This is a genomic window from Haloarcula sp. CBA1131, assembly GCF_008728975.1.
In the GTDB taxonomy this organism is placed as follows: domain Archaea; phylum Halobacteriota; class Halobacteria; order Halobacteriales; family Haloarculaceae; genus Haloarcula; species Haloarcula hispanica.
In genome coordinates this window covers 2,553,306-2,570,809 of record NZ_RPCY01000001.1, presented here as the reverse complement: position 1 = coordinate 2,570,809, position 17,504 = coordinate 2,553,306, and the positions used below count along the sequence as shown (strand labels likewise).

The window sequence follows — 17,504 nt, the reverse complement described above, 5'->3', positions numbered from 1 at the left end:
CAGACGCGCTGACTGTGGGTCGAGCTTATTCCGTGTCGGTATCGAGCCGGCGCGCGGTCTCGGCCACGTCCCGAATCTTCGCCGTCTGTTCTTCGTTCGTCGCCGCGAGGTCGTCCAGTTGTGCCGTCATGTCGTCGATGCCGCTCGACAGTTCGTCGATCATGCTGGCCACCTCCTCGGTCGACGCCGCCTGGTCGTCGGTGGCCGCCGAGACCTCCTGGATGCCCTGTGCTGCCTCGTTGACCGCCGACACGATCTCTTCGAGTTGTTCGGCCGCCGTCTCGACCTGATCGATGCCCTCCGTCACCTGCTCTGTCACGGTTTCGAGGCTCTCGACGGCGTCGACGGTCTCGTCTTGGATCTCTGTGACGGTGTCCTCGATCTGGTTCGCGTGTTCCTGTGAATCTCCGGCGAGCGTCTTGATTTCGTCGGCGACAACGGCGAACCCGTCGCCCGCCTCGCCGGCGCGTGCGGCCTCGATAGACGCGTTCAGCGCGAGCATGTTGGTCTGGTCCGCGATGTCGTTGATCACCTCGACGATGTCGTCGATCTCGTCGGCCTGCTCCCGGAGGCCGGCGATGTCTGTGGAAACCGTATCGACAGCGTCGTCGACGTCGTTCATCATGGCCGCGGCCTGCTGTGCGGCTTCGTTCCCGCGTTCCGCCTTTTCCTCGGCCGATGTGCTGGTACTCGCGACTTCTTCGGCGGTCGAGGCGATCTCCTCGATGGTTGCGCTCATATCCGCGACCTCGCCCGCCACCTCGTCCATCGACTCGGACTGTGTCTCGGCTGTGTCGGTGATTTGTTGGTTCGTCTGGGCGACCTCCTCGGCTGAGGCGCTCAGTTCGTCGATGGGCTGCTGGAGTCCGCTCTCGACCTCCTCCATCAGCGCCTGCTGGTCATCGATTGCCGATTCCAGACGCTGGCTGTACGAGTCGATGTAGGTGTCCATCGCCACCTGCTGATCGAGGTTGAGGAGTTTGAACACGGACAGCGCCCGCGCCTGCATCTCTTCGAGTGCCTCGTCCCGGGCGGCGTCGCCCGACTGTAGGTCCTCGACGATTGTCCGCAGGAAATGTTCGAAGTAGATGCTGTAGGCCCCGAGATAGATCTTCGGGCCGAGGTCGAGCATGTCGTGAATCTTCCCGATACGGGCCCGGTTCTCGAAGTACTGTTTGTCGTAGCTCCCGGCGACGAGGTCGCGGAGGTACTGTGACTGTGTGTTTTTGAGCTGGTCGACCGACTTGGTGGACCGCCCGAAAATCTCGATGGTTTCGTCAAACGATTCGAGGTGATCGTAGAAGTCGTCGACGACAGATTCGGCCCGGGCGTTCGTCTTCGCTTCCATCGCGGTCAGATTGTTGATGTCCGACTCGTCGAATCCGGTAAACTCCTTCCGCCAGCGTATCTCCCCGGCGTCCAGTCCGATACGATCGGTAAGCGTGCTACCGTCGACGCGGGACCTCTCAGATTCAGTGATACGTTTCCGAGAGCCCGTACTCTCGCTCTGGAATGCCATGGCGGGGAGTCGACCCACACAGGGGTTATATGTTCGCCCCTAATTCTCATCATTGAGAAATATAAAACAGAAAATCAAAATTTAGGGTTAGCAGTCACGTCCGGCGATTCTCTCCTTGCTGTTTGGCTATTCAAATCAGTCTTTGAATTTCTGTGGATCACTGGCCGCCTCAGCGACCCGAACCGCGGCAACGTTCTCCGGGACGTCGTGGACGCGAACGATGTCGGCCCCCCGTTCAGCCGCCAGCGTCGTCCCGGCGATAGTCGCCTCAAGACAGTCGCCCGCTTCCTGCCCGACCAGTCCGAACAGCGACTTGTGGGAGTGGCCGACCAGGACGGGACAGCCGAGTGCCTCGAACTCCGGGAGGCGGTCGAGCAGTTCGAAGCTCTCCGTGGCAGATTTCCCGAAGCCGATGCCCGGGTCGACGATGATCTGCTCGCGGTCGAGTCCGACCTTTTCGGCGAGCAGGACGCGCTCCGTCAGCTGGTCGATGCAGTCCCCCACCACGTCGTCGTAGTGGATGTCGCTGTCGGGGTCGACCGGCGTCTCGATGGAGTGCATCACGACCACCGGCACGTCGTACTCGGCGGCGACGAGGCGCATCTCGGGGTCTTCGAGGCCAGACACGTCGTTCAGGATGTCTGCCCCGGCGTCGAGTGCTGCCCGCGCGACTGGGGCCTTCCGCGTGTCGACGGAAATGGCGACGTCCAGCTCCGAAAGCGCCTCGATGACCGGCACCACGCGGTCGATCTCCTCCTCGACCGGGACCGGTTCGGCACCGGGCCGGGTCGACTCCCCGCCGATGTCGAGGATATCCGCGCCGTCCTCGACCATTTGCTCGGCGCGGGCGACGGCGTCCTCGACGGCGTTGTACTCGCCGCCGTCGTGGAAGGAATCCGGGGTGATATTGCAGATACCCATAACGGCTGTGCCGTCATCCCAGGGATACGCTGCCGACGTGTCTGGCTCGGACTGTTGGATGGACAGCGCCCCCCGCAGTTCGTCGGCGAAGGACGCGAGCCCGTAGGGCTGGCCGTCCAGCTTCTCCGCGAGGCGCTTGTACTGGGCCATCGTCGCCATCATGACCACGTCGGTTGATTCCTCCTCTCGGCCGTCCAGCCCAGAGACGGCACATTCGCCGCCCAAGGACAGCAGTTCCTCCTTGAGATACTGGGCCTGTCGCGGCTGGACGCGGGTACGCAGGACGCGGTGGACGCCCTTCCCCCGCATCCGCCAGCCCCCGGTATCGGTGACGTGGGCGCTCTCGATGGTCTCGCGGGCCTCGGCCAGCGAGTCGACCTGCTTGGGGATCAGCGAGCGCGACCAGTCGGTCCGGGCCTCCCGGACGGCGTACAGCGACCCGGTCACGAGGACCGCATCACCGGAGTCCGCGGCGTCGAGTGCGATATCGAGCGCCCCGGATACGTCGTTTCGCGTCTCGATGGTGGCGTCGGTCGCGTTCTCAACGGCGGTCGCGACGACGTGGTGAGACTCCGCCCGGTCGACGTTGGGCTGGCAGGCGACGACGTGGTCCGGGTCCGGTAACGCCGCGGCGATGCGCTCGTGGTCCTTGTCGACCATCGCCCCGATGACGACGTGGAGGTCGTCGTAGTCGAACGAGGACAGCGTCTCCGCGGTGCGCTCGATGCTCCCGGGGTTGTGTGCCCCATCGAGGACGACCAGCGGCGACTCGTTCATCACCTCGAACCGACCGGGCCAGTGGGCGTTTCGCAGGCCGCGTTCGAGATCGGACTGCGAGACGTCCGCGACCTGCCGGCACAGTGTGGCTGCGATTCCGGCGTTCTGTGCCTGATGTGCGCCCAGCAGCGGGAGGGAGGTATCGACGCTCCAGTCCGGGCCGTCGACCGAGACCGACCCCTCCAGCCCCTCACGACCGCCGTAGTTCACGGATATATCGGCCTCGCTCTCGGCCGGGCTCTGGTCTGTCTCGACGGCGCTCCCAACGGTCACGACATCGTCGGTGAACTCGCGGACGGCCGCGAGCGCGTCGCCTGTCATCCCGGTCACCAGCGGATTGCCGTCCGGGGCGACGTGGGCCTTGTCGTGGGCGATTTCCTCGACGGTATCGCCGAGGATGTGGGTGTGTTCGAGCGTCACGGACGTGACGGCGCTTGCGACCGGATCGACCACGCTCGTGGCGTCGTACCGGCCGCCGATACCGACCTCCAGCACTGCAACGTCGACGTCCTGGCGGTCGAACTCCCACAGCGCCATCGCAGTCATCGTCTCGAAGAAGGTGGGCGAATCATTGGCCGCACCCTGCTCGGTCACGTACGTCTGAACCGATTCGACGAACTCGACGAGCGCGGCCTCGGAGAGCTTCCGGCCGTTGATACGGATTCGCTCGCGCACGTCGTCGAGATGCGGGGACGTGTACAGTCCGACATCGAGGCCTGCTTCCCGCAACGTTCGTTCGACCATCCGCGCGGTGGACCCCTTCCCGTTGGACCCCGCAATCTGGACGCAGCGAAGCCCCTCCTGTGGGTCACCGAGCGACGATAGCAGGTCCTGCGTGGCATCAGTACCGGGTCGCGAGGCGAACCGGCGCAACTCGAAGAGGAAGTTCGCGGCCTCGTGGAACTCCATGGTCGGGCTATCGGAGCCGCTCGCTTTAGCCTGTCGGACTGTTGCGTGTGTCCGGCGCGAAGACGCCCCGAACAGCCTGCTTACCCAACTGGTCTCCCACTGGCCTGCCGGCGACAGTTACGCCTGGTCGCTACGCTCGCGCGTGGCCCACCGACCGAGCGCGCTCGACAGAATCAGGAACGCGGCACCCAGCAGCGGTGCCGGGTCGATCTTCGCTTCCGGTCGCTCGTCCGTGTCCGTCTCAGTGGGCTCCGTCTCCACTTGTTCCAGAGTGTCCGTCTCGGTCTCTGACTTGGGAGCGCCAGATAGCTCCGTACCCGTCCCAGTATCCTGCCGCCGTGACTCGGACTCAGTCCGTGGCATCTCTGTGGCCAGCGACGTTTCCTGCGCCTCTGGAGCCGGCGTCTCCTCGGCGTCTTCTACCGCTGCTGTCGGCTCGAACTCCGTCTCGGCCGGTGATGGCGTGTCGACGCTCGGTTCAGCCGGTGGTGGCGTTTCGTCTGGACGTTCCGTGGCCCATTCCGACGCGTCCTCGTCGGTGCTCCTGGCATCGGTTCCATCAGCGTTGCGGCGGCGGTACCACCAGAGCCCAGCCGTTGCCGCGCCGAGCGCGATGAGGGACAGCCCCGTGCCGAGCAGCCCCCACTGTCGCCACAGCGACCCGAGGCGGTCCGTGAGACTGGGGCCGGAATCCTCGGCCCCGTCCGGCCCCGCCGGTCCCGGTGATGGGCCAGTAGTGGTATCGTCGACAACGGCGACGCCGGGAACGGCGTCGAGCGCCGAGGCGATGGCGTCTCGCTCCACCTCGACTTCGAGAAACGTGGGTGCGTCCATACGTGACCCGTCGTCGGGCGACTATGTAAAACCCGCTCAGGCTATTCCCGGGCGGGCTCGTACTCGGTGTCGGTCGCCGCGGTCCGCGGTAGGTCGGTCTCCATGTCGACGGCGTCCAGCAGTTCAGAATCCGGGTTCTCTGACTCGCCGAGAAGCGCCTGCAGTTCCCGCTCGTACTCGGCCTCGGAGAGGTCCCCCTCGACGTACCGGCGCGTCAACGCCTCGTGTCGCTCCTCGACTGTCGGCTCCGGCGGCGCGAACACGTCGGCGAGGCCGAGCGACGCGAGCGGTGGCACGACTGATTCGAGACGGGTGAGCCCACCAGCGACGCGCTGACTCTTCGGTACCGACGCCCGCCGGGCCAGCGCACGGACCAGCGCGACCGAGAAGACGATGTCGACGCCCACTAGGAGCAATGTGCCAAGCAGGAACCCGGCGAAAGTCTGGATGACCGCGCCGCCGCCGAGAAGCGCCCCGACTGTCGCGACGACACCGACGATTCCCAGCCCGACAGCGCCCAGCGTCGTCAGAACGACGGCGGCGAACAGAAGCAGCAGCCGGTTATCTCTCACCCAGTTCACACCAACGATAGCCGGAGGCCGTTGAAATGGTTTGTGTCAGCGCTCGTTCTCTCGCGACTCCGGATCGCTTTGGGGAATTTCGTCGGTCGCCGGCACGTACGAGCGGCCCGAAGCGGACCACCCGCCCCAGATCCACTCCCGGATGGTGAGCTGGCGCTTGGACCCCTGATCTCGCGCTGTTTCGAGCCGCCGTTCGGTCGTATGGAAGTAGTTGACGACGGTCACGAGCACGACGCCGCCGACGGAGTTGCCGAGAAGTACCGGGAGAACGAACTGCCAGAGGCCGACAGACAGCGCCAGCTCGCCGATGAACACCAAGTAGAACATCTCCGTCGCGGAGACGACGACGTGATAGAGGTTTCCGAAGGGAATCGCCAGGAAGGCGATGTAAATCAACACGAGCCGGGAGATGCTGTCCCGCAGCGAGTAGTCGACCCAGACGACGCCGGCGACGATGAGGCCGGCGAACACCGCCTTCGAGAACAGCGTTAGCTGAGAGGTCGCGATAGCTTTCTGGGCGAAGCCGGCGGCGGCCGCCGCCGCGTCGGCGGAGAGAACGTCGGTCGTCGCCAGCGCGAGCGCGCCGAGCATCCCGCCGAAGAGGTTCGAAATCAGGACGACGACCCAGATACGGAGCAGCGACGGGATGCTCGCCAGCCGTTCGAGGACGAGCGCGACCGGTGGGAGTGTATTCTCCGTGTAGAGCTGATAATCCCCGAGAATGATGAAGACAAACCCGAGTGGATACAGGAGCGCGCTCAATATCGGGTCGCCGCCGGTCTTCGCGTACAATGACGCGTACAGCATGAACGTCACTGTGATAGCGAACCCGCCCGCGACGCCGGCGAAGAACATCTCGCGAGTCCCGACTGTCACCTCCTCGTCGGCCGCGACGATGATGCGCTGGAAGATCTCGTCCGCGGAGAACCGGTCACGGATGACACTCCCACCCGCCGGGGCACCGCTCCGAGAGACGTCCACAGCGTCGCGGACAGCTTCCTCCCTGTCGTTGTCGTTTGCCATCGGGAGCGGGTTCTAAAGCCTCGACAAAACCTCTTTCGTTGCCGGCTACCGGTTGCGCTGCGGTCCCGCTCAGTCGTGCCGGAACCACCGATAGACTCGTGCCACTCGTCTACCGAGGCTCAGACACGCTCTCGCTACCGCTCAGTCGTGTCTGAACGACCGCTGCCCGGTGAACACCATCGCCATGTCGTGTTCGTCCGCGGCCTCGATGACGCTCTCGTCGTTCTTCGAGCCGCCGGGCTGGATAACCGCCTCGATGCCGGCGTCGGCGGCCTCTTCAATGCCGTCCGGGAACGGGAAGAAGGCGTCCGAGGCCATCACCGCGCCCTCGGCGTCCTTCCCCTCGGCGTGCTCGTCGGCCTTCATCGCGGCCAGCCGGACGGCGTCGACCCGGGACACTTGCCCCATGCCGATGCCGACCGTTTCCGTCCCGTCAGCGAAGAGAATGCCGTTGGACTTGACGTGTTTGAGCGTGTGCCAGGCGAACAGCATCGACTCGATCTGCTCGTCGGTCGGCTCGCGCTCGGTGACGACTTCAAGATCGTCGACTGAGAGGTGCTGGGTGTCCCGCTCCTGAACGAGTCGGCCCCCAACGAGGGGCTTTTCGGTCAGGCTGTTGGTGACCTCGAAGTTCTCGTTGACATCCAGCACGCGGAGATTCTCCTTCTCGAACAGCACGTCGAGCGCGGCGTCGGTGTAGCCGGGCGCGACGACGACCTCTTTGAATGAGTCGATAATCTGCTCGGCGGTGGCGGCGTCGCACTCGCGGTTCAGCGCGACGATGCCGCCGAAGGCGCTCATCGGGTCTGTCGACAGTGCCTTCTCGTAGGCGTCGGCCACGGAGTCGGCAGTCGCACAGCCGGCCGGGTTGGTGTGTTTGATGACCGCCGCGGCGGGCTCCTCGAACTCCTTGATGAGGTTCAGCGCGCCGTCGGCGTCGTTGTAGTTGTTGTACGACAGCGCCTTCGCACCCTCGTTGAGCTGGTCGGCGTGGACGACGCTGGCCTCCGAGACGGTCGTGTCAGTGTACAGCGCGGCGTTCTGATGGGGGTTCTCCCCATAGCGCAGACTCGATGCGAGGTCATCCGAGACGATGCGGCGGGCAGGGAAGTCTCCGCCCTCGTCGCCCTCTACTGAGACCGTGCCTGCATCCCAGTCGATGGTGACGCGGTCCTCGGCGAACCACTCGATGACGCGCGGGTAGGCGGTGAACTCGCCTTCATAGAGCACGCGCTCTTTGAGACTGTCCTCGTCGTCACCTTCGAAGACGGGAATCGGTTCCTGCGTGACGATGGGGCCGCCGTCGACGCTTTCATCAAGGACGTGGACGGTACAGCCCGTCACCTTCACGCCGGCGTCGAGGACCTGCTCGTGAGCGTTCGCCCCGGTGAAGTTCGGCAGCAGGCTTGGGTGGACGTTCAGCGCGGTCGGTGTCTCGTCGAGGAACGTCTCGCTGAGGACGCGCATATACCCGTCCAGCGTGACGAGGTCGAAGTCGTACTCCGAGAGGGCGTCGAGGACGCGCTCCTCGTGGGACTCGCGCGACTCGTCCGCGTCGTGCTCGACGACCTCGGTCGGGATGCCGCGCTCGGCGGCTGCTTCGAGCACCGGCGCGTCGGCGTCATTGGTCAGAACGACGGCGAACTCCGCCCCGCCCGGGGCGCGGTCCGCGATGTTCATGAGATTTCGGCCGCGGTTACTGGCCATACCGGCGAGTTTCATGTGGGACTGACCGACCGGACCGTGCAAAGTTGTTGCGAAACCCCCGGCCGGTCTGTGGCGTGCGACCGAGCCACATTAGCTATGTCTGTATTCTCGGCGTGTACCGGTTCGGTGCGCATTTGTAGCCCGCCGCCAACTCGCCCGTATGGCGAAGCTACGGTGTCAGCGCGCGGGTGCGGTCGCCGCCGTCGGTGGTGTCGTCTGGGTTGGCTGGGCCGTGGTGCTGTCCGCGACCGGTCAGACCGAAATGAGTACCTCCATCCTCGCCGGAACCGCCCTCTCCGCACTCGGTGTCGTAGCCGGTCACTATGCCATTGAGGATTTCTACGGCGCACGGATGAAGCGGCCAGGGACCATCGGTGCGTGGGCCGGCGGCCTCGGCGGCCTCGTTTTCGCCGTCGGACAACTGGTCCGCCTCCTCTCCGGTGGTGGCGAGGCGGTCATCGCGGTCGGCGTACTCGTGCTGGTCAGCGGGTCGTTACTGGTCACCGTCGGTCTCGTCAGGACGCGCATCCAGCCGCCGTGGCTGGGCGTGTTGCTTGGCCTCGGGACTATCGCGTTCCTCGGGTTCGAAGTCCAGCCAGCGGCGGCAACCGTCTACGGCCTCGCGTGGGTCGCACTTGGACAGGACCTCTATCGCTTTGACCCACCGGATGGCCGCTTTGGCGATGCCGACGGCGACTACGGCTGGCTGAGTTGAGGATTGGCCGCTAGCGGGACAATCTCTTCACTCCCTGTCGAAGGTATTTCGATGTGGACGAAAATATGGTTACTTGATATATGTCATCGGCTTCGGCAGCAGCGGCAGTTATTTAAAATTATTCTGGACTTAGATTGACGCAGCCGAGTAACCACAATATCAGGGGTGCGGACCTCCTCGCTCGCGAAGATATTGTAGCTCAAAAACCATAATATTCATTAGTAAGATATCCTATGTTAATAGTGTAATGCAAGCAGTACTACTAGAAGAGTTTCAGGAGCCGCTAACAGTACAAGAAGTCGAACGCCCCGAACCGGAGCCGGACGGTGCCGTCGCCGAGGTCATCGGCTGTGGTATCTGTCGGTCCGACTGGCACTGCTGGCAGGGGGACTGGGACTGGTTCGGGTACCGGCCTGACCCGCCACACGTCCTCGGTCACGAGCCGACAGGCCGGATTGTCTCTGTCGGCGAGGATGTCGAAAACATCGAGGAAGGACAGGAGGTCGCCATCCCGTTCAACTTCGCCTGCGGGACCTGTGACCTCTGTCGGAACGGGCGCGAAAACATCTGTGAGAACCACATCGGCCTCGGGTTCATGAATCAGGCCCCCGGCGCGTTCGCCGAGGAGGTCCACATTCCCAACGCCGACCTCAACGCCGTTCCGCTCCCGGACGGTATCGACGCCGAGTCGGCCGCCGGGATGGGCTGTCGGTTCATGACCTCGTTCCACGCGATGGCCCACCGCGCACCGGTCAGTGCCGGCGACGACGTTGTTATCCACGGCTGCGGTGGCATCGGGCTCTCGGCGGTTCACATCGCGAACGCCCTCGGCGGCAACGTCATCGGAGTCGACCTGATGGACGAGAAACTGGAGCGCGCGGAAGACCTCGGCGCTGTCGCCACCGTCAACGCACAGGCGGTCGACGACCCCGCAAAGGAGGTCAGGGACATCACTGACGGCGGGGCCGACGTGTCCGCAGACGCCCTCGGTATCGCAACGACCTGCCAGAACGCGGTGAACTCGCTCCGCAAAGGCGGCACGCACGTCCAGATCGGACTGACCACCAGCGAGGAGGCGGGGATGGTGTCGCTCCCGACCGACGAGTTCGTCGCCAAAGAAATCGATTTCAAGGGCTCACTCGGGCTCCAGCCATCGCGGTACAGCGAAATGCTGGACATGGTGGAATCGAGCAAACTCGACCCGACGGCGCTGGTCGAGGACACGGTCGACATCCACCAGGTACCCGACGAACTGGCCGCGATGAGCGACTACAACACGGTCGGTATCCCGGTCTGCAACGAGTTCAGCAACTAACGACGCGGCCTCCTCTTTCACCCGAATCCCCGCTCCCCACCTTTCTCGCCGTCACACCACGCCTCGCTGCCGCACCGCGTCGCGGTTGCGGGAGAACGACACGCTTTTTCGCGCCTCCCGCGCACACTCGGGTATGACCGAGAGAGGGCCACTGGCCGCCGTTTCGCCGCTCGACGGCCGATACGCCCGCTACACCGAACCGCTCGTCCCGTACGCCAGCGAGCGGGCGCTGATGCGCGCCCGCGTGGAAGTCGAAGTCGAGTATCTCATCGCGCTTGCCGACCTCGACGCCACGCCGCTGTCAATCGACGACGGCCAGCGCGCGACGCTCCGGGCGCTGTACGAAGGGTTCGACGACGAGGACGCGAGCGTCGTCAAGCAACTCGAAACCGAGGGCTACGGCGAGTACGCGGCGACCAACCACGACGTGAAGGCCATCGAGTACTTCATCCGGCTGGGGATGCCCGACGACCTCGACGCCGCCAACTGGATTCACTTCGGCCTGACCAGCGAGGACGTGAACAACCTCGCCCAGCGGCTGCTCGTCAAGCCCGCCGCCGAGGTGGTGCTGGTGCCCGAACTCCGCGAGATTCGGGATACGCTGGTGGAGATGGCCCACACCTACGCTGACGTGCCGATGCTGGCCCGCACACACGGCCAGCCTGCGACGCCGACGACGTTCGGCAAGGAGATGGCCGTCTACGCCTCGCGGCTGGGGCAGGCCATCGGTCGTGTGGAGCGTGCTGCTGAGGGCCTCTCCGGAAAGCTCGCCGGTGCGTCGGGAACCTACGCGGCCCACGTCGCCGCCTACCCCGACGTGGACTGGCCAACGTTCGCCGAATCCTTCGTCGGCGACCTCGGCCTGGAGCACGAACCGCTGACGACGCAGGTCAACCCCTGTGACGACCTCGCGGTCCTGTTCGATGCGCTCCGGGGCGCGAACAACATCCTGCTGGACCTCGACCTCGACGTGTGGCTGTACGTCTCGGACCGCTATCTCGGCCAGGAAGCCGTCGAGGGCGAAACGGGGTCCTCGACGATGCCCCACAAGGTCAACCCAATCGACTTCGAGAACAGCGAGGGGAATCTCTCGAAGGCCAATTCCGACCTCCACTTCCTCGGCGACTACGTCACGAACTCCCGGCTCCAGCGGGACCTCTCGGACTCGACGGTCAAGCGCAACATCGGGGCCGCCTTCGCCCACTGTCTCATCGGCTACAGCAAGTGCCAGAACGGGCTGGCGAAGGTCGTCCCCAACGAGCAGGTGATGCGCGACGACCTCGCCGCGACGCCGGAGATCATCGGCGAAGCCGTTCAGACGATCCTCCGGCGCGAAGGGTACGCCGACGCCTACGAGCAGGTCAAAAAGGCCACTCGGGGCCGCGAGGTCACCATCGAGGACTTCCACGATATGTTTGCCGACCTCGACGTGAGCGACGAGGTCCGGGCCGAACTGGAGGCGCTGACGCCGACCGATTACACGGGGATCGCGGCGCAGCAGGCCGACGACATCTGAGCGCCGCTGTCTCGCCGGTGCTGTTTTCGGGTCGACGTACCACCGCGGGGAACGCAACTATCACGAGTGTGGCCGCCTTCGTCAGGGGTAGATGGTCCTCGGCACTGACACCCGGGTCCTGACGCTCGCGTTCGCTCGGATGGCGGACGCGCTGGGCAACTCGTTTCTCATCATCGTGCTCCCCCTGTACATCGCCAGCGGACAGGTGTCGCTCGCCGGTATCGCCGGCCAGCAGATACTCGGGTTCACCCTCCAGACGGAGACGCTCATCGGTCTGGTGCTCTCCCTGTTCGGCCTGTTGAACAGTTTCGGCCAGCCTTTCACCGGGCGGCTCTCGGACCGGACCGGTAAGCGCCGGATTTTCGTCCTCACCGGGCTGGTGCTGTTCGCTATCGGCAGCGCGGCCTACCCGTTCCTCTCCTCGTACTGGACGGTCCTCGCCGCGCGGGCATTTCAGGGACTCGGTGCGGCGTTCACGATTCCGGCGACGGTGGCGCTGGTAAACGACTACGCGGCGAGTGACGCCGAGCGCGGCGGGAACTTCGGCGTGTTCAACACTTTCCGGCTCATCGGCTTCGGGTTCGGGCCGATAATCGCCGGCGTCGTCATCACCGGCGGACTCGCCGCGAACGACGTGGTGACCTACCGATTCGCCGGCACCGCGATATCCGGCTTCACCGCCGCCTTCGCCATCGCCGTGCTGGGCGCTGTCGTGAGCTTCGTCCTCGTGTGGGCCCTGATTCAGGATCCACCGGTCGATGCCGAAGCGGGCAAAGACCTCTCGATAGCGATTCTGGACCGAGAGGGGGAGGGGCTCGATTCAGTGTTCGTCCTCGGCGTCGGCACGTTCATGATGGCGACCACTATCGCGCTGTTTGCCACGCTCGAAGGACCGATTCGGATGCGGCTGGACGAATCGACGCTGTTATTCAGCGTCCAGTTCGCCGCCGTCGTCATCGCGAACGTCGTCTTTCAGGTGCCCATCGGCCGAGCGAGCGACCGGTTTGGTCGACGGCCGTTCATCGTCGCCGGGTTCGTCATCCTTGTTCCGTCGGTGTTCGCACAGGGTGTCGTGACAGGCCCGTGGAGCATGCTTCTGGCGCGGTTCGTCCAGGGCATCGCCGTTGCGCTGGTGTTTGCCCCGTCGCTCGCTCTTGCCGGTGATCTGGCCGGCGCGAGAGGGTCCGGGACGACGCTGTCTGTCCTGACAATGGCGTTCGGTCTCGGCGTCGCTATCGGGCCGCTGGCGTCGGGCCTGCTGTACAACTTCGGGTCGTTCAGCACGCCCTTCACTGCCGGTGCCGCGCTCGCGTTTGTCGGTCTCGTTCTGACGTACACACAGGTCGAGGAGACGCTGGCCCTCGGGCAGGAACCCGACCAGCCGGCACCGCAGGACTGAGACCGAGGACTGCGACCGACTGCTCAGCCGGCCGTCAGCCACGAAGACCGCTAACCGGAACGATTAGGATGTACGATTCCATATAATGTGGTATGTTCACAGACCGCTCGGATGCGGCGCAACAGCTTGTAGCCGCGCTGCGCCAGCGGGATGTCGTCGGCGATGTCGTTGTCACGCTCGCACCGAACGGCGTCCCGGTCGGCAACGTGGTCGCTGACGCGACCGGACTTCCAATGGATGTCATCGTCATACAACGTATACGCGCGCCAAACCACCCTGAGTTGACTATTGGGGCCGTCGCGCCGGGCGGCTTCTCGTGGATTAACAGCCCGATGATGCGGTTCCTTGACGTGAACTGGGAGTACGTGCAGGAGGCGAAGACGCACGCGAGCGACACTGTTGAGTCACGAGCGGTCAACTACGGCGAGACGTGGGGGCCGCTTGACGTGGCCGGCAAACGGGTTCTGCTGGTCGATGACGGGATTCCGACGGGGGCGGCGATGCGTGTCGCAATTCAGCGTCTGCGAAAGGCAGGTGCGAACGAGGTTATCGCCGCTGCCCCCGTCGCACCGCCGGACGTGCTCGATGAGGTGCGGCGGTGGGCCGACGACGTCGTCGTCCCGCTAAAACCGGCGGCGTTTCAGGCGACTTCGGACTACTACGAGGAGTTCGACAGCGTGACAGACGAAGACGCAACCACAGCGCTCTCTGACCTCGTTCAGCGGCGGTCGGCGTAGGCCAGTCCGTCGGCGAGGCCGTGGCTTAGACCAGCCGTTCGACTGTCTCCCGCACAGCTCGTGCGGCGGTTCGAACTTCCGAGAGCCGGACGTACTCGCGTTTCGAGTGCGCGACAGCACCTGTTTCGTCGCTCAGGTCGCCGGGGCCGAACACCACGGTCGGCCCGTTGCTCGCGAAATACGAAGCTTCCGTCGCGGCCCCGAACTGCCGGACCCCGCCGCCACTTGCTTCCTGCAGCGTGCGGACCAGTTCTGCGTCGGTGTCGGTCGCGAACGCCTCGGGGAACGGCGTATCCGGGCGGATGAGGTCCACGGTGAGGTCCATCGACTCCGGGAGCCACTGTTCGAGGTGGGCCTGCAGGTCGGCACAGAACGATTCGCTCGTCTCCGGCGGGACGCTCCGCCGGTCGAACGTGATGATACACTCTGCCGGGACCTGATTGGTCGCCTCGCCGCCCTCCACCATCGACGGGGTGAGAATGGGGTAACCGAGCGTTTCGTGTTCGCCCGGCCCTTTCTTTTCCTCGTAACTCTCCATCGCCTGCAGTATCGGCGCGGCGGCTCGAATCGCGTTGTGGCCGCTGCCGGGGTCGGCGGCGTGGGCACTCTCGCCGTGGATGGTGACCGTCCCCTCGAACTGGCCGCGGGCGGCCGTACAGACGTCCAGGCCGGTCGGCTCGCCGACGATGTAGCCGTCGGCGTCGATGGTGTCCGCGAGGTGTGCGCCGCCGGTCTGTGTCGTCTCCTCGTCGGTGGAAATCGCCAGCGTGACGCGGCCGTCGTCGGGCGTCACGGTGAGGAACGCATCGAGGAGTGCCGCGAGCGGCCCTTTCGCATCGCAGGCTCCGCGGCCACAGACGATGTCGCCGTCCCCGTCACCGCCAGAGCCATCAATACTCTCGTCTGGCCCCGGCGGCTCCGTCCGCCGCTCGTAGGGCAAATGCGGCGGCACGGTGTCGATGTGCGTGTTGAGCAGGATATGGGTCCCGTCGGTATCGCCACGGGACGCGACGACGTTACCGAGGTCGTCTATCTCCGGGTACTCGCCGGCGTCTTCGAGCGTGTCGACCAGTAACGAGCGCATGTCGTCGACGCGCTCGTGTGACGGCGTCTCGACGGCCTGCCGGTGGAACGAGGGGATGTCGAACGCCATTACCGCTCCATGCGGGTCACGTCCGCCAGCGTCTCGCGCTCGCGGACGACTCGCGTCTCGCCGCCCTCGAAGGCGATCTCCGCCGGCCGCGGCTGGGAGTGGAATTGGTTGGCCAGCTCGTAGCCGTACGCGCCGGCGTTGCCGATGGCGAGCAGGTCAGTCCGCTCGGGTCGAGCGAGCGGTCGGTCAGTGCAGAACACGTCGGCGCTCGTACAGCAGGGACCGCCGACCGACACCGGTTCGGCCTCCCGCTCCGGCGCGGTGACGTTCCGGATCGGGTGGTAGGAGCCGAACATTGCCGGTCGGATGAGTGTTGCCAGCGAGGCGTCGACGCCGACGACAGTTGCCGCCGGCGTCTCCTTGACCGTGTTGACCTCAGTGAGGATGCACTCGGCGTCGGCGACAACGTACCGGCCGGGTTCGAGTTTGACCTGCGCGTCGAGGTCCCCGACCGCCTCGCGGACCTTCTCGCCGACAGTATCCATGTCCAGCGGCTCGATAGTCTCCCTGTAGGGAACGCCGAAGCCGCCGCCGAAGTCGACGAAGTCCAGTTCCGCGCCGTCGGCGATGACTTCTCGGCCCATGTCGGCGACCTTTCCGATGGCCCGACAGTGGTCGTCGAGGTCGTCGTGAAGGACGCCGCTGCCGGCGTGGGCGTGCAGGCCGACGAGGTCGAACCGCTCGCGCACGTCGGCCGCGACCTCGGGCACCTCGTCGTAGGGAATGCCGAACTTGGCGTCCTTGCCGGTGGCGACCTTCTCGTGGTGGCCCGTCCCGATACCGGGATTGATGCGGATGGCGACCCGGCCGTTGTAGCCCCGCTCTTCGAGGCGGTCGAAGGTGTCCCGCGCGCCCCCCGTAATCGTCAGCCCGGGGTGCTCTGCCGCCAGTTCGACGGCACGGTCGAGGTCGCGGTCCGGCGGATTGACGGCCGTGTACTGGAGCGTGTTCGGGTCCGCGCCGGCGTCGATAGCCCGCTGGAGTTCCCCCCAGGCGGCACACTCGATGTCAGCGCCTGTCTCAAGCAGTTTCGACAGGACGGCCTGACCGGTGTGGGCCTTCGCGGCGTACATGACGTGGGCGTCGGGAAACGCCGCGGCGAACCGCTCGTAGTTCTCGGCGACGCGGTCGAGATCAACGACGTACAGCGGCGTGCCGTGCTCGGCAGCCACCGCCTCCAGACGCTCGTGGTCCCAGTCCGCGAGGCGGCGGACCGGCGGCGAGTCGTGGCTCATTGGGGAAACCACGGTGTCGGCGGCTAACAAGGGTTCCGTTTCGATACACACAGCGCCCCAACTGGCCATCTCTCTATCGGGCGACGGTCGGATGCGGACGGTGCTGCGCAACAATCGTCTGTCGGCGCGTGAGGACACACCGGTATGTGAGCCGTGCCTGCCGATTCGAGCCAGCAGTACTGTTCCCGGTTACTCTGTGCGTTCTGCCGACCGTTCTCGAACGTGTACGACACCGTCGTTTGTCACATCAATGCGGAGTGGCACCTGCACCGTGTCCTGCTGAATCGCCCCATCGACGGCGTCATCGATGAGTTGCAACAGATTCGAGGAGCCGTAATTGACCTCCACACCGGCCTCATCACAGGCGGCATACACCGTCGGTGGAATATCGTAGATATCGGTCCCGGCCTCGATGTCAACACAAACGGGTGCGGTCAGGGTGTTTGCGAAGGCGACCGTCTGGCGTGCTTTTTCGACGTTTTCTCTCGCATTGCGCTCGATACTTGAAATATTCGCGCGTGACGTGCCGAGCAACTCCCCGATATCGCTCTGACGGACATCGTTTTCGCGGAGCGCAAGTACCTCCGCTTGCCGGCGCGTTAGCACGCTCTCGTCCGCATCAAAGCCGACAGCAGCGAGCAGTTCGTCCGGGTCGATTCGTTCATCCATAGCCACAGGTCGGTAGCTGGACTGAAAACAACGTTGTTGCCAGCCGCGAGCGGCCATCCCTGGCCGTACTAAGTAAGGTGGACTGACCCTGAGCGACAGCACAGACTGCTGACTGCCGAGTTCACTGTTCGGTAACGGACACAGCGCCTGGCGACTGCCAGCGGGTCACGTCGCCGCTTGGGTGGCGTGCCATGACAATCGACTCGGCGTCGTGTGACCGTGCGAACCGCTTTACCATGGCCGTTTCGGTGAAGTCATCCGGGGCATCGATATACACACGTCTGGTCAGCCCATCTGTATGCAGTGACACCCATCCGGCCAGCGCCAGTTCGGTTTTGGGGTCTCGTGTCCCCGCAGCAGCGTCGGGCACCACTGCCCGGAACAGCCGCTCGTGCATCCCTGACGGGACGACGTATTTCGTCCCGTCGGGGGCGATGGACACGTTGGCGGCTTCAATCTGTCCGGGAGGGACTTGCGGGAACGGGACGCTCACA

The 17,504-nt window shown here is 65.0% G+C and carries 15 protein-coding genes; 5 read left to right on the top strand and 10 right to left on the bottom strand.

Features of this window, described 5'->3' with window-relative positions; genetic code table 11:
* Nucleotides 1-25: 25 nt before the first annotated feature.
* The 6 genes from Har1131_RS13055 to purH form a co-directional block, all read right to left on the bottom strand.
* Complete coding sequence (locus Har1131_RS13055; RefSeq protein ID WP_050037728.1) at nucleotides 26-1,519, bottom strand: globin-coupled sensor protein; 1,494 nt, start codon at nucleotides 1,517-1,519, stop codon at nucleotides 26-28.
* Nucleotides 1,520-1,654: 135 nt separating this feature from the next.
* A complete protein-coding gene (gene folP / locus Har1131_RS13050) occupies nucleotides 1,655-4,126 on the bottom strand; it encodes a dihydropteroate synthase (RefSeq protein WP_151146756.1) in 2,472 nt (823 codons plus the stop codon).
* Nucleotides 4,127-4,243: 117 nt separating this feature from the next.
* Entirely contained in the window at nucleotides 4,244-4,960 is a 717-nt protein-coding gene (locus Har1131_RS13045; RefSeq protein WP_064288379.1) for a hypothetical protein, read from the bottom strand.
* A 41-nt stretch (nucleotides 4,961-5,001) separates the two neighbouring features.
* A complete protein-coding gene (locus Har1131_RS13040; protein ID WP_014039855.1) occupies nucleotides 5,002-5,541 on the bottom strand; it encodes a hypothetical protein in 540 nt (179 codons plus the stop codon).
* 36 nt (nucleotides 5,542-5,577) lie between these two features.
* Nucleotides 5,578-6,564: a formate/nitrite transporter family protein gene (locus Har1131_RS13035; RefSeq protein WP_014039856.1), complete on the bottom strand. Its 987-nt coding sequence runs from the start codon at nucleotides 6,562-6,564 to the stop codon at nucleotides 5,578-5,580.
* A 141-nt stretch (nucleotides 6,565-6,705) separates the two neighbouring features.
* Nucleotides 6,706-8,286, bottom strand: coding sequence for a bifunctional phosphoribosylaminoimidazolecarboxamide formyltransferase/IMP cyclohydrolase (purH, locus tag Har1131_RS13030; RefSeq protein ID WP_151146753.1), 1,581 nt, complete (start codon nucleotides 8,284-8,286; stop codon nucleotides 6,706-6,708).
* Between the two features lie 145 nt (nucleotides 8,287-8,431).
* Here purH and Har1131_RS13025 point away from each other — a divergent pair, with 145 nt between their 5' ends.
* The 5 genes from Har1131_RS13025 (at nucleotide 8,432) to Har1131_RS13005 (ending at nucleotide 13,953) form a co-directional block, all read left to right on the top strand.
* Nucleotides 8,432-8,986, top strand: a complete 555-nt coding sequence (locus Har1131_RS13025; RefSeq protein ID WP_004963012.1) for a hypothetical protein — start codon at nucleotides 8,432-8,434, stop codon at nucleotides 8,984-8,986.
* A gap of 247 nt (nucleotides 8,987-9,233) precedes the next feature.
* The gene (locus tag Har1131_RS13020; protein WP_129754920.1) at nucleotides 9,234-10,301 is read left to right on the top strand and encodes a zinc-dependent alcohol dehydrogenase family protein; all 1,068 of its coding nucleotides are present in this window, start codon (nucleotides 9,234-9,236) and stop codon (nucleotides 10,299-10,301) included.
* 133 nt (nucleotides 10,302-10,434) lie between these two features.
* Complete coding sequence (gene purB, locus Har1131_RS13015) at nucleotides 10,435-11,817, top strand: adenylosuccinate lyase (RefSeq protein ID WP_050037734.1); 1,383 nt, start codon at nucleotides 10,435-10,437, stop codon at nucleotides 11,815-11,817.
* 91 nt (nucleotides 11,818-11,908) lie between these two features.
* The gene (locus Har1131_RS13010) at nucleotides 11,909-13,216 is read left to right on the top strand and encodes an MFS transporter (RefSeq protein ID WP_151146750.1); all 1,308 of its coding nucleotides are present in this window, start codon (nucleotides 11,909-11,911) and stop codon (nucleotides 13,214-13,216) included.
* A gap of 92 nt (nucleotides 13,217-13,308) precedes the next feature.
* The gene (locus tag Har1131_RS13005) at nucleotides 13,309-13,953 is read left to right on the top strand and encodes a phosphoribosyltransferase (RefSeq protein ID WP_004962999.1); all 645 of its coding nucleotides are present in this window, start codon (nucleotides 13,309-13,311) and stop codon (nucleotides 13,951-13,953) included.
* 25 nt (nucleotides 13,954-13,978) lie between these two features.
* Here the strand turns inward: Har1131_RS13005 and Har1131_RS13000 are convergent, their stop codons facing one another.
* From Har1131_RS13000 to Har1131_RS12985, 4 genes are all read right to left on the bottom strand, one after another.
* The gene (locus Har1131_RS13000; RefSeq protein ID WP_151146747.1) at nucleotides 13,979-15,106 is read right to left on the bottom strand and encodes a M20 family metallopeptidase; all 1,128 of its coding nucleotides are present in this window, start codon (nucleotides 15,104-15,106) and stop codon (nucleotides 13,979-13,981) included.
* Nucleotides 15,106-16,341, bottom strand: coding sequence for a diaminopimelate decarboxylase (gene lysA, locus Har1131_RS12995; protein ID WP_050037736.1), 1,236 nt, complete (start codon nucleotides 16,339-16,341; stop codon nucleotides 15,106-15,108). The genes Har1131_RS13000 and lysA overlap by 1 nt, the downstream gene beginning before the upstream one ends.
* Before the next feature lie 189 nt (nucleotides 16,342-16,530).
* Nucleotides 16,531-17,010 (bottom strand): Tfx family DNA-binding protein, encoded by a 480-nt coding sequence (locus Har1131_RS12990; protein WP_370455088.1) that lies wholly within the window; start codon nucleotides 17,008-17,010, stop codon nucleotides 16,531-16,533.
* A gap of 121 nt (nucleotides 17,011-17,131) precedes the next feature.
* Complete coding sequence (locus Har1131_RS12985) at nucleotides 17,132-17,503, bottom strand: hypothetical protein (protein WP_014039866.1); 372 nt, start codon at nucleotides 17,501-17,503, stop codon at nucleotides 17,132-17,134.
* Nucleotide 17,504: the final 1 nt, after the last annotated feature.

Bases quoted from the DNA above. Each gene is read 5' to 3' on its own strand.
- Har1131_RS13020 (WP_129754920.1), top strand. From the start codon at position 9,234: ATGCAAGCAGTACTACTAGAAGAGTTTCAGGAGCCGCTAACAGTACAA.
- purB (WP_050037734.1), top strand. From the start codon at position 10,435: ATGACCGAGAGAGGGCCACTGGCCGCCGTTTCGCCGCTCGACGGCCGA.
- Har1131_RS13045 (WP_064288379.1), bottom strand. From the start codon at position 4,960: ATGGACGCACCCACGTTTCTCGAAGTCGAGGTGGAGCGAGACGCCATC.
- Har1131_RS13005 (WP_004962999.1), top strand. From the start codon at position 13,309: ATGTTCACAGACCGCTCGGATGCGGCGCAACAGCTTGTAGCCGCGCTG.
- Har1131_RS12990 (WP_370455088.1), bottom strand. From the start codon at position 17,010: ATGGATGAACGAATCGACCCGGACGAACTGCTCGCTGCTGTCGGCTTT.
- purH (WP_151146753.1), bottom strand. From the start codon at position 8,286: ATGAAACTCGCCGGTATGGCCAGTAACCGCGGCCGAAATCTCATGAAC.
- Har1131_RS13035 (WP_014039856.1), bottom strand. From the start codon at position 6,564: ATGGCAAACGACAACGACAGGGAGGAAGCTGTCCGCGACGCTGTGGAC.
- Har1131_RS13055 (WP_050037728.1), bottom strand. From the start codon at position 1,519: ATGGCATTCCAGAGCGAGAGTACGGGCTCTCGGAAACGTATCACTGAA.
- lysA (WP_050037736.1), bottom strand. From the start codon at position 16,341: ATGAGCCACGACTCGCCGCCGGTCCGCCGCCTCGCGGACTGGGACCAC.
- Har1131_RS13000 (WP_151146747.1), bottom strand. From the start codon at position 15,106: ATGGCGTTCGACATCCCCTCGTTCCACCGGCAGGCCGTCGAGACGCCG.
- Har1131_RS13010 (WP_151146750.1), top strand. From the start codon at position 11,909: ATGGTCCTCGGCACTGACACCCGGGTCCTGACGCTCGCGTTCGCTCGG.
- folP (WP_151146756.1), bottom strand. From the start codon at position 4,126: ATGGAGTTCCACGAGGCCGCGAACTTCCTCTTCGAGTTGCGCCGGTTC.
- Har1131_RS13025 (WP_004963012.1), top strand. From the start codon at position 8,432: ATGGCGAAGCTACGGTGTCAGCGCGCGGGTGCGGTCGCCGCCGTCGGT.